Raw genomic sequence first — 14,724 nt, 5'->3', positions numbered from 1 at the left:
GGTAGGCATGGGGGGGCGCGGGCGTCGCGTCCGCGATTGCACCGATCGGCGTGCCACCAATCAGAAGCAGGCTGGCGGCGAGCGCAGCAGCCGAAATGAGCTTACGCATGGACTGTCTCCCGTATCGTGCCGCCGGCCCGGCGGCCCGGGGCCTTATCGAACGGTGATGGTGATCTTCTTGGAGTAGATCGGCGGGTCGTGGGGCTTGTGATCCTTGTCGCCGAGCAGCAACTGCAAGGTGTGCTTGCCCGGTGGCAACTCGATCCGCGCCTCGGTCTCGCCAGCGCCGAAGTGCACGTGGTTCCGGTCGTTCGGAATCTCCTTGTCCATCGGCGGCAGGTCGGTGTCGATCAACAGGTGATGGTGGCCAACGTTGGCCATGTCGACGCCCTTGGGAGCGATCCCCATGTTGCGCAGGCCCATGCGCACCCAGAATTTGCCGCCGTCGATCACGGCGCCGTCGGGTGGCCAGATGATGTAGACCTCGGCATTGGGTGGGGATGTCGTGGACAACGAGATCGAGGGCAACGGAGCCAGCAGCGACGCTGCCAATGTGCCGAGCACGGTTCGCCTGTGCATACGATAACCCTCCCGAACAACTTATCTCGAAACGCGGTGCAATCTTGCTGTTGGTGCTTGGCTTTCGGCCCGGCGCGCTGCATTTCGTCATCCGATTTCGTCATTCAGCTTAGAACGGAAAACTGAAAACTGCAAAAAGATACTTGGCGATACCCTGCGCCGCGCCGGCGGGGCACGGATGTGAGCTTGCTGCGCCACCCCGTGTTGCGAAGCACCTCCGGATTCACAATCGCTGTGCTATGGTTGATTGAGCCAGCCCAGTGCCGCCCGCGTTGCATCACGTCGGCGCAAAGGACAAGGCGGGCCGGCCAGGTGATGGCCGGGCATCAACGCTCCCGCGTGCCGCGTGATGCCGTTGGCACGTGGACCGCCGATACACCTCGGCGCCGTACGAACAAGGCCTGAATATGTGGCGAAAACTCCTTGTCGTGTGCCTGCTCGGGTTGGCTGCGGCCGTGCGCGCCGCAGCCGGCATCGACACGCCAACCCTCACCCCCGAAGCAAAACACGCGGCCCCCGCCCCCACGAGCGCGCCGGCCAGGCGCCTTGCCCTCGTCATTGGCAATGCCGCCTACGCGGACGAGCCGCTGCCCAACGCCGCCGATGACGCCCGGGCAATGCGCAGCACATTGGCCGCGCTCGGTTTTGACGTCATGCTCCGCGAGAACCTGGACCAGCAAGGCATGGCACGCGCGCTTGCCGAATTCCAGCAGCGGCTGCAGGCGGCTGGCGGCATCGGCTTGTTCTACTTCGCCGGACACGGCATCGAAGTCGCGGACAGCCCGGCGATGATGCCCGTCGACGCCGGCGGCCGTACGCCGGCCCGGCTGCTCACGGCGGGCACCGAGCTTGGCGCCGTGCTGGCCAGCATGTCGGCGCCGCGGCCGGACATGCATAACTTGGTGATCCTCGATAGCTGCCTGGACAATCCCTATCGCGGCAGCGCCGTCCAACCACCCGCCGCCCCCGCCAACACGCTAGTTGCCTATGCGACGGCCCCCGGCCTCGTGGCTACCGAGGGCGCGCGGCACGGCGCGTTCACCGCCGCCCTGCTGCGCACGATGCGTGTGCCCGGCCTCGATGCCGAAGCCGCCATACGCCAGGCTGGCGAAATCGTGAGCCAGCAAACCGGGCGGCAGCAGCAACCATGGATGTCGTCGTCGCTATCCGCCCCGCTCCGGCTTGCGGCTCACGCCGCGTCCACCGGCGGCGACGCGGCCTTTGCTCCCGCTCACAGGAAGGCCGATGTGCTGGTCCTTGCCCAGCATCGCGGCATTCTTCCCAAGGACAGCGACGAGCAGTACGAACTCAGCTTCTGGGACTCCATCAAGAACAGTAATTTCGCGAGCGACTACGAGGCCTACCTGAAGGCCTATCCGAACGGCCGCTTCGCGCCGCTGGCGCGCGCCAGGATCGAACGGCTGCGCGCGGCCGGGCCGCAGGCGGGCACGCCTGCCGAGCGTGCTCGCGCGGCAGGTGCCTCATCCGGGCAGGCCGCCGCGCAAGGCACCGTCACGCCGCCGCCGACACGCGCGCAGTCCGGCAAGGTACAAACGCCGCCTGCCGCGCTGGCGCCCGCTGCAACCACTGCATCCGCCCCACCCGCTAGTTCCCCCGCCCCCGCCGCGCAACGCGCAGCCGCTTCCGGCACCGTGATAGTCGACATCAAGCCGGGCGAGGTCAAGGACTGCCCGGCCTGTCCCGTGCTGCACAGCCTGCCGGCAGGCAGCTTCACCATGGGCAGCAACGGCGGCGACCCGACCGAGAAGCCGCCGCATCACGTCACCATCGGCCAGCCTTTCGCCATCGGCAAGTTCGAAGTCACGGTGGAACAATGGGGCGCCTGCGCCGACGCCGGCGCGTGCCAGCGCATCGCCACTGTCGCCAATGCGAGCCGGAACGCGCCCGTGCGCGATGTGAGTTGGGACGATGCCCAGCAGTACGTCGCCTGGCTGAGCAAGGTCAGCGGCAAGCACTACCGCCTGCCGACCGAAGCCGAGTGGGAGTACGCCGCCCGGGCGGCACCTCAACGCTTTACTGGTGGGGCGACCAGATGCGCAAGGGCACGGCCAACTGCAAGGACTGCGGCGAACCATGGAATGCCGACGCGCCCGCCAACGTTGGCTCCTTTGCTGCCAATGGCTACGGCCTCCACGACATGAACGGCAGCGTGTGGGAATGGGTCGCCGACTGCTGGCACATCTCCTACAAGAACGCACCTGCCGACGGGCACGCCTGGGACGAGCCCGGCTGCAGCGTACGCGTTATCCGTGGCGGCTCATGGCATGAAGGTGCGAGCTACATGCTCTCCTCCACCCGCTTCAAGTACAGCGCGAGCGTGCGCCAGTCGCAAAACGGCTTTCGCGTCGTGCGGGACCTGAAGTAGCTGCTGCCAGTGCCGGCTTGCTAACGCGCCTTGGTGGATATCTGCACCAGGTCGGCGCCGATGTGGCTTTCACCGTGCCTGGCCGCCATCGGTCCCAGTTGCCTGTCGAGCGCGCGCAGGTAGTCCTGCCTGGACTCCGCCTCGGGGCGCAGCGCGTCGAACAGCGAGGCTGCACCTCCAGGTTCAGCGTCTGCACGCCAGGCACCGAGTTCAACTCGTCTTTCAGCCGCTTGATGCCGAAGCGCTCCGCCACGTAGCCGCGCACCTGCAGTGCATGGTCCTGCCCGGTGGCAGACAGCAAAGAGCAAGGAGCATGCGCCAGCACCGGCGCCACGGCCTGCATGGAAAGCGGGCGCTCGGCCCTGGCCTCCTGGCCCGGTTGCGTCTGCGGCGGCAAGCCGGGCGCAGCGGATGGCGGCACCGCATCCCCCGAGGCTGCGGTGCCGAGCGCGCTTGCGGCGGACTGCGCCGCAGGCTGCTGGCTTTCCGGTGCCCCGCGCGAGCGCCACACGTAATAGCCCAACCCGCCGGCTACCAGCAAGCCAGCCACGGACGCAGCGCCCAGCTTGGCCATTGGCATGCCACCGCGGCGCTCGGTGCCCATCTCGGCCAGGAAGCGCGCCACGGTCGGCGTGCGCGTCGCGCGATCGAAGGACAGCGCCGCACGCAACGCACGCCACTGCCCGCGGCCGAGCACCTTCGGGCGCTGTGGCTTGAGGCCCGCGCCGCGCGCCTGGTTGGCCGACAGCCGCTCATAGGGGTGCCTGCCAGTCAGCAGTTCATAGGTCACGCAGGCCAATGCGTAGATATCATCGCGCGGATCCGGCTCACGATGCTCGAACATCTCAGGGCTGGCATAGGCGGGGGTCATGCCGCCAAGCGTGCCCGGATCGAATACGGTCGGGTCCGCGTCGTCCGCCGGTTGCTGGAAGACGCGCGCGATGCCGAAATCGATCACCTTCACTTCACCACTATCGGTGAGAAACACATTGGCGGGCTTGAAGTCGCAGTGGACGAAGCCACGCTCGTGCGCATAGGACAAGGCCCGGCCCATGCCGGTGATGATCGGCAGCGCCTTGGCGTAAGGCATGCCGGCAAAATCCGGCGCGCGCAAGACGCGATTCAGCGACTTGCCTGACAGGTACTCCATGGTCAGGTAGACCACCGAGCCGTCGCGATCGAAGTCATAGACCGTCACGATATTGCGGTGCGCCAGCGTCTGCGCCTTGCGCGCCTCGCGCTGCAGCGCGATCAGCGATTTCGGATGACCGCGGAACTGCACATTGAGGACCTTGATGGCGATGTAGGGCTTGCGGTCGGAGGCCTCAAGCTTGCGCAGGTCGAGCGCCTTGTAGACCGTTCCCATGCCGCCCACGCCCAGGCATTCTTCCAGCACAAAGCGCCCGTTCAAAGTGTCGCCCACCCCCTTGGTCTGCTCCGCCCCGGCAATGGCCTGGTCGGGCGACGGCGACGGCGCCGGCGCCGGCGCTGTAGCGGGCGATGACGCGATGCCTGCGTGCCCGGTCTGCACACGGGTTGCCTCGCCGCCATCCTCGAACTGGGTTGTCCCGCGGCGCTCGATGCGCCTCAGCACCTCTTCGTAGACGCCAGGCGGCAGCGGGAAGCGGGTGTTCTCCTCGCTGAGCATGTCCGCCAGCTGCGTGGCGCTGGCCTGGTCCACGGCCAGGGTGCTGTCAATGCGGGCCAAAAGCTCGTCGTGCGACAGACCACCGCTTTGGAAGGTACGTATCAGGTCTGGAATGCTAGGCATCGATGCAGCCGCGACGTGATTGCGCGAAGTTGCGCATTGAGCGCCCACTCGCCCGTCTACGGCGAGTACCTGCCCACGATGGATACTAGTGCGCACTCATGCCAATCGCAAACCCCTCGTGCATTGCATCAACGCCGGCAAGCCAAGCAAGCGCCACGATGGCACCGCAAGAGCCGTTGCCTGTCGCGCAGGCGCGAACACACGGTGTTGTTGTGTTGGCCAGTGCCCATCAGATCCAGGCCGCCGCAGCTAGGCCGCTGGCACCTGTTTTCCGGCTCAAGAAACTTTTTCCCCAGGCCCCGCCTGCGTTTGCGGGCGATCTGCGAGGACCTGGCCCGCCTTGGCACACTCCATGCGTTTGTACCTCCCGAGCGCAGCACAGATGCTCAACCCAAATGAACCAAAGTCCCAATCGCTCCCAAGGAGAACTGCCATGACTACCACCCTCGCCATCAAGGACCTGTCCGTCACCGAAGAACTCGACACCCGCGCCATGCGCGCCGTGCGCGGCGGCTTCGTGCCCTTCATGCCCGTCTTCAGCCTGACCAAGATCGACTCGACCTTCAACGCTTCGCAACTGATCGGCCAGACCCAGAACGTCGTCAACATGAACGGCAACAACACGGCCTTTGCCGACGACATCAAGTCCCGCGTGAAGTCGACCCAGAACGCCAGCAACAACATCTATTGAATGGTCCCGGCACCGGCGAGAGGCGGCCCCGCCGCCTTCGCTGCCAGCCAGTACCTGCCATTTCCAGCGATCAAGTGAAGTCTAGGAGAACCATCATGCCATCCATCATCGTGCGCGACCTCGCCCTGAACCAAGACCTCGACAGCAAGTCCCTGGCCGCGGTACGCGGCGGCAATTCCTGGCTGCAAGGACTGGGCCCGGTGGCCAACGTCAATGTCAACGTCAACCAGAACATCGCCCAACTGCAGAGCATCAACGTGAACACGCTCAACAACGTCGGCGTGATCGGCTCCGGCTTCGGTCCGCTGAGCATCGACGTCAACCCGTCGCAGTGGGCCGCTACCCACGCCGCGGTCTGAGCGACATGCGCCCCGTTCCGTGGAAACCCCAGGGGTTTCCACGGCTGTTGCGTGCGTGTTGGCACGGCTTCGGAGGTAGAACCCGTGGCCTATACTGATCTGGCTGGGCTTGCCGCAACGCGCGCACCCACCCGGCGAACACCGGCCGCGCCGGCCTTCGCCACCCTGCAGGAGGAAGTCATGGCCGTTATCGTCATCAAGGATTTGCCGGACAGCGTGGAGCTCGACAGAGAAGCCATGGTGGCAATCACAGGCGGCGCGAGAACGCGCGCCGGTCATGCATGGACGTCGCGCAAGCTCGGGGGAGCCTTGCGCGTCATCAGCTATCCGGAGGGCTTTCCAGGCCAACCGCTGGCAGGCACGCAGGCGCGGCCGGCCGGGGACATCAAGCGCAAGTCAGTCGAATCATAAGCGCAAGGCAGCGATATTCTGCCCTCCGCGCCCGTTGCCCTGTCGGCAACGGGCGTCAGTGTTTTTGGGGGGAGATTGTTGGCCGGCGTTCGGGCAGTTTCACCTCCCCAGCGGGGAGGCGAGCTTTTCTTCTGCCTTGCCTCAGCGAGGCGCGTTGCGCTCGATCCAGGTGGCGTAGGTGGCCAGGAATTTGGCCAGGAAGCCGCGGGTGGATTCGTTGGCGATGCCGCCGTGGTCGTCGAAGAGTTTGTCGACACCGCTGATGTAGGCTTCCGGTTGCTGGAGTACGGGGATATTGAGGAAGACCAGCGACTGGCGCAGGTGGTGGTTGGCGCCGAAGCCGCCGACCGCGCCGGGCGAGGCGCTGATGACGCCGCCGGGCTTGCCGTCCCAGGCGCTCTGGCCGTAGGGGCGCGAGCCAACGTCGATGGCGTTCTTCAGTGCAGCCGGGACTGAGCGGTTGTATTCAGGTGTCACGAAGAGCACGGCGTCGGCGCGCCGGATGCGGTCGCGAAAGGCAACCCATGGCGCGGGCGGGCTGGCGTCGTCGTCCTGGTTGTACAGCGGCAACTGGCCGATTTCGACGATTTCGAGCTTGAGCCCGGCCGGCGCCATCGCGGCCAGCGCGAGTGCCAGCTTGCGGTTGAAGGAGTCCTTGCGCAAGCTGCCTACCAGTACGGCTACATCACGGGGAGTACTCATCGCGATTCCTTTCTCGTTCACTGCACCATGGGTCTATGGGTGGTCGGAGCCGGCGGTTGCGCACCGCATTGCTGCGCCGCGGCGGCCGGTCCAAGCGTCACTCTAATCCATTTGCGTGAAAGGAACCGCAAGCCGCCCGCCTAGAGCGCCGCCAGCGGATGCGCGCCGTGCGCCCAGGGGCTGTCGAAAAACGCGCGTACGCGCTCGCGGGTGACCTCATCGAGGCGCGCGGGCTGCCACTTCGGTGCGTGGTCCTTGTCGACAGCCAGCGCGCGGATGCCTTCGACGCCATCGCCGTGGCGGAACACGTAATACATCATGTCCAGCTCCATGCGCAGTTCGTCGTTCAGCGCCATGGTGCGCGCGCGGCGGATCTGCTCCAGCGTGACATTGAGCATCAGCGGCGAGCGCGCGCGCAGCATGGCGGCCGTCTGCGCCGCCCAGTCGGAGCCGGCATCGCTCACCGCCGCCACGATCCCGGTCACCGAGGCGCCAGCAAACAGGCTGTCGATTTCGTCCTGCAGCCTGGCCAGGTTGCTCTCGCCCGGCGGACAGGCGGCACGGTGCGCCGCGGTGGCCTCGTCAATGCAAGCCAGCACGGCATCGCCATCGGCAAACTCACGCGCGCGCAGCACCGCCACCAGTTCCGCCATGGCGTTGCCCGGCAGGTAGGCATCCGCCAGGCCTGCGTACAGCGCATCGGCGGCATGGATCATGGCGCCTGTCAGGCCCAGGTATTCACCCAGGCGGCCGGGCGTGCGCGACAGGAACCAGCCGCCGCCCACGTCGGGGAACAAGCCGATATTGGTCTCCGGCATCGCCATCTTGGTCCGCTCGGTCACCAGGCGGCGGCGCGCGCCTTGCGAGATACCCATGCCACCGCCCATCACCACGCCGTCCATCAACGCGATGTACGGCTTGGCGTAGGTATGGATCAGGTGGTTGAGCGCGTATTCCTCGACGAAGAACTGGTCGAGCGCCGGATCGCCGGCTAGCGCGGCCTTGTGGAAGAAGCGGATGTCGCCACCGGCGCAAAAGGCCTTGCCGCCCGCGCCGGCGATGACCACCGCCACCACTTCGGGCGCCGCCGCCCAGTCGTTGAGCGCCGTGGTGATGGCGCGAATCATCTCGAGCGACAGCGCGTTGAGCGCCTGGGGCCGGTTCAGCGTCAGGTAGCCGATGCCCCCCTGGATCTCGCTTGTGACCAAGTCAGTCATGTCTCTTTTCTCCGCGAATGCAACCCGCAACTTTACACCAGCCAAGCTGCGTGCCGCCCACCCCGAGCGGCGTTCGAGGCACTGTTTTCAGGCCACCCGAAATGCCGACATCAGCCCGGTGAGCCGCTGCGCCTGGTCCTCCAGCGAAGCCGCCGCCGCGGCGGCCTGCTCGACCAGCGCGGCGTTCTGCTGGGTCATGCCGTCCATCTGCGCCACCGCCTGGTTGACCTGCTCGATGCCGCGCGATTGCTCATCGGACGCCGAGCTGATGCCGCCCATGATGCCGCTCACGCGGCGCACCGCGCCCACCATTTCCTGCATCACCTGCCCCGCCTGCTCGACCATCTCGCCGCCGGCGCGCACGCGCGACACCGAGTCGCCGATCAGCGTGCGGATCTCCTTGGACGCGCCTGCGCAGCGCTGCGAGAGATCGCGCACATCGCCCGCAACCACCGCGAAGCCGCGTCCGTGCTCGCCGGCCCGCGCGGCTTCCACCGCCGCATTGAGGGCGAGGATGTTGGTCTGGAATGCGATCTTCTCGATCACGTCGATGATGTCGACGATCTTGTTGGCGCTGGCGTCGATCGCCTGCATGGTGCTGGCTACGCGCGCCACCGCGTCGCTGCCACGCTCGGCCAGGCCGGTGGCGTTGCTGGCCAGGTCATTGGCCTCGCGCGCGCTGTCCGCGTTCTGGCGCACCGTGCCCGTGAGCTCCTCCATGCTCGATGCCGTCTCCTCGAGCGACGCCGCCTGCTGCTCCGTGCGTTGCGACAGGTCGCTGTTGCCGCTGGCAATCTGCTTGCTGGCAGCGGCAATGGAATCGGCGCCGCCGCGCACGTCGCTCACCATCGCGGCCAGGCTCTCCTGCATGCGCCCGAGCATGGCAAGCATGCGGCCGGTTTCGCTGCGCTCCACCCGGCGCCCGTGCCGGTGCCATCCGCCTTCGCACCGAGATCGCCGGCGGCGATGCGCTCGAAGCGGGACGATGGCAGTATCGAGCGGTCCGACGATGGAGCGACGCAGGCGCCAGGCCACCACCGTGCTGAAGCACAAGCCCAACACCAGCACGCCGATCGAAAGCGAGCGCAGCATGGTGTAGCGTTCCTGCGACCCGTGATAGACCTCCAGCGCACCGGCCAGCTGTAGCTTGCCCAACTCGGTATTGACGGCCGTGAAAGCAATATCGAGCTTGGGAATGGCCTCCAGCACGGCACGCATCACTGCCTCGCGATCGCCTTGCTTGAGCGCGGCGATCATCGGCGACACGCCTTGCGTGAACAACGCCTCGCGCTTGGCGGCTACGTCCGCGGCCGCGCGCTCTTCTTCCGCCGAACGCGGCAGCGCCAGATAGGCCTTCCAGGCCGTATCGGACTGGCGCGCGAACCCCTCGGCAGTATCGGCGCGCGCGCGGGCGTCGGCAGGATCGGTGGCAAAGGTGGCCTGGTCGAGCAAGATCCGCACAAGCAACTGGTTGGAACGCGCCTCGGCCAGGTTGACCGCGGCGGAGAGCTGATGCTGGTAGATCTGCCGCGTGGCATCATTGCTGCGCGACATGCCAAGCCAGCCTACGGCACCGACAATCATCAGCAATGCATTGGTGACGATAGTCAAAATCCACAATCTTGTACCGATAGTAGTGTTGCGAAACATGATGGCTCCCCGTTGGATTTAGCTCTGATGCGGCTTCTTTTTTGGCCGCCCTGCTATAACGGCGCCCCTCACTGCTCCTTGACCCCGTGCACGCGGATATTCAGTCGTGCAAAAAAATCAGGAATGCAAATGTGCGCAGCAAGCATTTCCGCATGCTCCGGTGTCCACATTTGGCAACGCCGCACGACCGTATAGAGGATCGCCTCCAAACAAAACGGACAGAATCGGGCAACACTTTGCGCATGACACCGTCAACAATCGATCCCGGCCTGATCCTGCTGGCATTCGCGCCGGTCTTCCTGCTGACCATCGGCGCGGAGGCCTGGTACTGGGCGCGCCGTGACCCCGCCATCTACAGCCTGCGCGATACCGCGTCCAATGCCGCGCTGGCGTTGATGCACCAGGCGGCGGATGCGTTCTTCCTGTGGCTGATGGTGCGCACGGCCTACACCTGGAGCTACCAGCATGGCCTGAAGGCGATGCCGCAGACGGTCTGGTCGTTTCTGCTCCTGCTGCTGTTGCAGGATTTCCTTTATTACTGCTTTCATCGCGCCAGCCACCGGGTGCGCTGGATGTGGGCCTCGCACGTCACCCATCATTCGTCGGAGGGCATGAATTTCTCGACGGCATTCCGCCAGAGCCTGACGTATCCGCTCTCGGGCATGTGGCTGTTCTGGATTCCACTGGCGCTGCTCGGCTTTACGCCCGACTGGGTGATCCTGGCGGTGGGGCTGAACCTGGCCTTCCAGTTTTTCGTGCATACCCGATTGGGCGGGCGCTGGCGCACGCTCGAATGGCTGGTCAATACGCCCTCGGTCCACCGCGTGCACCATGCGCGCAACCCGCAGTACATCGACCGCAACTATGCGGGTGTGCTGACCGTGTGGGACCGCATGTTCGGCTCCTTTGTGCCCGAAGAGGCGCCACCCGAATATGGCATTACGCGCCGCATCGCTAGCCATAACCCGCTCACCCTCACCTTCCATGAATGGCGCGACATGTTCGCGGACGCCTGGCGTCATCGCGACCTGCGCCACCTGTGGAAACCGCCCGAGTGGCGTAGCCCGCGCCAAATGGCCGACGGGGACGCGCGGCAGGCAGGCACGGCGTTTGGCGCGGACCGCAGCCAGGACGCCTGACAGCCCCTGAACCAGGCAACAAAAAACCGCGCACAAGGCGCGGTCTTTTGTTGGCAAGGTTGCCTGAGGCGAAAACGCTTACACGGATTCGCGCGAAGCACGCTTACGCTCGTGCTCCTTCAGGTGACGCTTGCGCAGGCGGATGCTCTTCGGCGTGATTTCCACCAGTTCGTCGTCGGAGATGAACTCCACGGCGTATTCCAGCGACATCTGGATCGGCGTGACCAGGCGCACGGCTTCGTCGGTACCCGAGGCGCGCACGTTGGTCAGCTGCTTGCCCTTGATCGGGTTCACAACCAGGTCGTTGTCGCGGCTATGGATGCCGATGATCATGCCTTCGTACAGCGCATCGCCCGGCTTGACGAACATGCGGCCGCGATCCTGCAGCTTCCACAGTGCGTAGGCCACGGCGTCGCCGTCATCCTGCGAAATCAGCACGCCGTTGTGGCGCTCACCCAGGCCGCCTTCGCGCAGGGGCGCGTAGTCGTCGAAGATGTGGCTGATCAGGCCGGTGCCGCGCGTCAGCGTCAGGAACTCGCCCTGGAAGCCGATCAGGCCACGGGCCGGAACGCGGTACTCGAGGCGGGTGCGGCCCTTGCCGTCCGATGCCATGTCGAGCAGCTCGCCCTTGCGGCGGCCCAGTTCTTCCATCACGCTGCCCTGGTGGCCGTCTTCGACGTCCACGGTCAGCAGTTCGTACGGCTCGTGCTTGACGCCGTCGATTTCCTTGAACACCACGCGCGGGCGCGACACGGCCAGCTCGTAGCCTTCGCGGCGCATGTTTTCCAGCAGGATGGTCAGGTGCAGTTCGCCGCGGCCCGACACTTCGAAGATGGTGTCGTCGCCGGTCTCGGCCACGCGCAGCGCCACGTTCGACTTCAGTTCGCGGTCCAGGCGCTCACGCAGCTGGCGGCTGGTCACGAACTTGCCTTCACGGCCGGCCAGCGGCGACGTGTTGACGCAGAAGTTCATGGTCAGCGTGGGCTCGTCCACCTTCAGCATGGGCAGCGCGTCTTGCGCGTCCGGTGCGCACACGGTGCAGCCAATGCCCAGTTCCTCGATGCCGTTGATCAGCACGATGTCGCCGGCTTCGGCTTCCGCCACGATTTCGCGCTCCAGGCCCTGGAACTTCAGCACCTGGTTGATACGACCCTTGATAGGGTTGCCTTCCGGGCCGAACTTGACCACCACGTCTTGCAGCGAACGGGCGCGGCCACGCGAAATGCGGCCTACACCGATCTTGCCGACATAGCTGTTGTAATCGAGCGAGATGATCTGCAGCTGCAGGGGGCCATCCGGGTTGTCGTCACGAACCGGCACCTTGGCCAGCACGGTCTCGAACAGCGGCTTCATGTCGCCTTCGCGCACATCGTCGGTCAGGCCGGCATAGCCGTTCAGGCCGGATGCGTAGATCACCGGGAAGTCGAGCTGCTCGTCGGTGGCGCCCAGCTTGTCGAACAGGTCGAACGTCTGGTTGATCACCCATTCCGGACGCGCGCCCGGACGGTCGACCTTGTTGATCACCACGATCGGCTTCAGGCCCAGCGCCAGCGCCTTGCGCGTGACGAAACGGGTCTGGGGCATCGGGCCTTCGACAGCGTCAACCAGCAGCAGCACGCCGTCGACCATCGACAGCACGCGCTCCACTTCACCGCCGAAGTCGGCGTGCCCAGGGGTATCGACGATATTGATGTGGGTGCCGTCGTATTCGACAGCACAGTTCTTCGCGAGGATGGTGATCCCGCGTTCCTTTTCAATGTCGTTCGAGTCCATCACGCGCTCGACCATTTGCTGGTTGTCGCGGAAGGTACCTGCCTGGCGCAGGAGTTGGTCGACCAGAGTGGTCTTGCCATGATCGACGTGGGCGATGATGGCGATATTGCGGATGGCGCGGGTCATTGCAGCGTCTCGCTTTGGGGGCTGAGCATCAAAAGATAACCCGAAATTATAGCATGCTGCGGCGCAAAACCCGAGGACGACGTTGGGAAGCTTCCTAGGCCGTCCAGGCGTCACCAAACCAATTATTGCGATATCCACAATAGCAAATTGACGTCCTTGCGGTTCGGCGAACGTGAACATATAGTTGCCACGGCAAACATTGCACCGACAAGCACCTAGCCGAGATGTCCGAGCAAACCCAGTCCATTTCCGACGAAGCCTTCCCGTTCGACCCGGCCGAGTACCGCATGGGCGAAAGCATCGGCTACCTGATGGCACGTGCCAAGAACTTGCTGTCGCACGGCGTGGAGCAGGAAGTCGATGGCCTGGACATCACCCACGCCCAGGCCACCTGCCTGATGATGCTGGCCGCCGGACGCGGCAGCACGGTGACCGACCTTGGCCGGGAGCTCAATTGCGACATGGGTTCGGTCACGCGCCTGCTCAGCCGCCTTGAAAAGCGCGGCCTGATCGAGCGCCAGCGCAGCGATGCCGACCGGCGCGTGGTCGACCTGTCGATCACGCCCGCAGGCCAGATCCTCGTGAACCAACTGCCCAAGATCTATTGCCGCGTGCTGAACCGGCATTTCCGCGGCTTTTCCGAAACCGAACTACAGACCTTCCGCTCGATGCTGCACCGGATCATCGGCAACAACAGCGGGTAGCCGCCAAGCTTGCAGGTTAATGGCGCCAAGATCTCTCAAATACAAGAACAACACTAAGGCTCTGTCGCAGGGCATCCAGATGAACCAAGCTCTCTCTACTTTTTCCGCTTTGTCGCCGCGCGCGCGCGCCGCCGGCCGCCGGGCCGGCACGCTGGCGCTGAGCGCGCTGGCTGCCGCGGCGCTGGCAGGCTGCGCCGCGTTCGGCAACTCGCACAGCACGCAGACCGTTACCGCGCCGGGCTCGCTCGCCAGCGCCCAGACCCTGCCCTCGCAGCACGGCCAATGGCCCTCACTCGACTGGGTCGACCAATTCAAGGATCCGCAACTGCGCGCCATGGTCGACGAGGCGGTGAAGGACAACCCCAACCTGCAAGCCGCGTTCGCACGCGTGGAAGCCTCCCGCGCGATGGCCGACGCTACGCGCAGCGCGCTGTACCCGCACGTCGACTTTGACGCCAGCCTGATGCGCCAGCGCTTCTCGCAAACGGACTTGTTCGAAGGGACGCCGCTGGCCGGTTCGTGGCAGAACCAGTCGCGCCTGCAAGCCGGACTCTCCTATGACTTCGACTTCTGGGGCAAGAACCGCAAGGCGCTGGAAGCCGCGCTATCCGACGACCGCGCCACCGAGGCGGAAAGCCAGGCCTCGCGCCTGATCCTGACCACCTCGGTCGCGCGCACCTATGCCCGCCTGGCCGCCTTGTACGCGCAGCGCGACGTGGCCGAGCGCGCCATCGCGCAGCGCCGCGGGCTGAGCGACCTGTCGCGCGACCGGCTCAACGCCGGCCTGGACACGCAGGTCGAAACCACGCAGGCGCGCGGCACGGTGGCATCGGCGCAGACCGACCTGCTGCGCGTGGATGAAGATATCCTGCTGGCGCGCAACCAACTCGCCGCGCTGCTGGGCAAGGGCCCGGACCGCGGCCTGGCGATCCAGCGCCCCACCATCCTGGCGCAGAGCACGCCGCTGCTGCCGGACAACCTCACCATCGATCTGCTGGGCCGCCGCCCGGACCTGGTAGCCGCACGCTGGCGCGTGGAAGCCAGCAGCAAGGACATCGAGGTAGCGCGCACGGAATTCCTGCCCGCCGTCACCTTGACCGCCTTCGCCGGCGTGGCTTCGCTGGACCCGTCCAACCTGTTGATGGGCATCAGCCGGACCTTCGGCATCGGCCCGGCCATCCGCCTGCCGATCTTCGAGGGTGGCAAGCTGCGCGCC

Annotated in this window: 12 protein-coding genes and 1 pseudogene; 7 read left to right on the top strand and 6 right to left on the bottom strand. The window is 65.7% G+C overall.

Annotated features, from left to right (window positions below):
• Nucleotides 1–153: 153 nt before the first annotated feature.
• The gene (locus tag OR16_RS35720; protein WP_006163865.1) at nucleotides 154–579 is read right to left on the bottom strand and encodes a DUF4399 domain-containing protein; all 426 of its coding nucleotides are present in this window, start codon (nucleotides 577–579) and stop codon (nucleotides 154–156) included.
• Nucleotides 580–986: 407 nt separating this feature from the next.
• Between OR16_RS35720 and OR16_RS35715 the strand changes: the two are divergent.
• Nucleotides 987–2,965: pseudogene (locus OR16_RS35715) on the top strand (SUMF1/EgtB/PvdO family nonheme iron enzyme).
• On the opposite strand, the gene OR16_RS35710 reads toward OR16_RS35715, so the two are convergent.
• Entirely contained in the window at nucleotides 2,901–4,736 is a 1,836-nt protein-coding gene (locus OR16_RS35710; RefSeq protein ID WP_006163862.1) for a serine/threonine-protein kinase, read from the bottom strand. The pseudogene OR16_RS35715 and the gene OR16_RS35710 sit on opposite strands and share 65 nt — an antisense overlap.
• A gap of 433 nt (nucleotides 4,737–5,169) precedes the next feature.
• On the opposite strand from OR16_RS35710, the gene OR16_RS35705 reads away from it, so the two are divergent.
• From OR16_RS35705 to OR16_RS35695, 3 genes are all read left to right on the top strand, one after another.
• Nucleotides 5,170–5,427 carry a hypothetical protein gene (locus tag OR16_RS35705; RefSeq protein WP_006163861.1) on the top strand — a complete coding sequence of 86 codons (258 nt, stop codon included), beginning with the start codon at nucleotides 5,170–5,172 and terminating at the stop codon, nucleotides 5,425–5,427.
• A gap of 95 nt (nucleotides 5,428–5,522) precedes the next feature.
• Nucleotides 5,523–5,786, top strand: a complete 264-nt coding sequence (locus OR16_RS35700; protein WP_006163860.1) for a hypothetical protein — start codon at nucleotides 5,523–5,525, stop codon at nucleotides 5,784–5,786.
• A 180-nt stretch (nucleotides 5,787–5,966) separates the two neighbouring features.
• Nucleotides 5,967–6,197: a hypothetical protein gene (locus OR16_RS35695; RefSeq protein ID WP_043422463.1), complete on the top strand. Its 231-nt coding sequence runs from the start codon at nucleotides 5,967–5,969 to the stop codon at nucleotides 6,195–6,197.
• A 141-nt stretch (nucleotides 6,198–6,338) separates the two neighbouring features.
• Here the strand turns inward: OR16_RS35695 and OR16_RS35690 are convergent, their stop codons facing one another.
• The 3 genes from OR16_RS35690 to OR16_RS47560 form a co-directional block, all read right to left on the bottom strand.
• Nucleotides 6,339–6,899 carry an NADPH-dependent FMN reductase gene (locus tag OR16_RS35690; protein WP_006163858.1) on the bottom strand — a complete coding sequence of 187 codons (561 nt, stop codon included), beginning with the start codon at nucleotides 6,897–6,899 and terminating at the stop codon, nucleotides 6,339–6,341.
• Nucleotides 6,900–7,039: 140 nt separating this feature from the next.
• Nucleotides 7,040–8,116, bottom strand: coding sequence for an enoyl-CoA hydratase/isomerase family protein (locus OR16_RS35685; RefSeq protein WP_006163857.1), 1,077 nt, complete (start codon nucleotides 8,114–8,116; stop codon nucleotides 7,040–7,042).
• Between the two features lie 87 nt (nucleotides 8,117–8,203).
• Nucleotides 8,204–9,766, bottom strand: a complete 1,563-nt coding sequence (locus OR16_RS47560) for a methyl-accepting chemotaxis protein (RefSeq protein WP_063709629.1) — start codon at nucleotides 9,764–9,766, stop codon at nucleotides 8,204–8,206.
• Between the two features lie 242 nt (nucleotides 9,767–10,008).
• On the opposite strand from OR16_RS47560, the gene OR16_RS35675 reads away from it, so the two are divergent.
• A complete protein-coding gene (locus OR16_RS35675; protein ID WP_006163855.1) occupies nucleotides 10,009–10,905 on the top strand; it encodes a sterol desaturase family protein in 897 nt (298 codons plus the stop codon).
• A gap of 78 nt (nucleotides 10,906–10,983) precedes the next feature.
• Here OR16_RS35675 and typA read toward each other — a convergent pair whose 3' ends face one another.
• Nucleotides 10,984–12,804, bottom strand: a complete 1,821-nt coding sequence (typA, locus tag OR16_RS35670) for a translational GTPase TypA (RefSeq protein WP_006163854.1) — start codon at nucleotides 12,802–12,804, stop codon at nucleotides 10,984–10,986.
• 224 nt (nucleotides 12,805–13,028) lie between these two features.
• Here typA and OR16_RS35665 point away from each other — a divergent pair, with 224 nt between their 5' ends.
• The gene (locus OR16_RS35665; RefSeq protein WP_006163853.1) at nucleotides 13,029–13,508 is read left to right on the top strand and encodes a MarR family winged helix-turn-helix transcriptional regulator; all 480 of its coding nucleotides are present in this window, start codon (nucleotides 13,029–13,031) and stop codon (nucleotides 13,506–13,508) included.
• A 79-nt stretch (nucleotides 13,509–13,587) separates the two neighbouring features.
• The coding region (locus OR16_RS35660; protein ID WP_043422454.1) for an efflux transporter outer membrane subunit at nucleotides 13,588–14,724 on the top strand (1,137 nt) is incomplete at its 3' end.

It is taken from the genome of Cupriavidus basilensis OR16 (assembly GCF_000243095.1).
Taxonomy (GTDB): domain Bacteria; phylum Pseudomonadota; class Gammaproteobacteria; order Burkholderiales; family Burkholderiaceae; genus Cupriavidus; species Cupriavidus basilensis_D.
The sequence above is the reverse complement of the archived record's forward strand: the minus strand, read 5'-3'. Positions and strand labels throughout refer to the sequence as shown.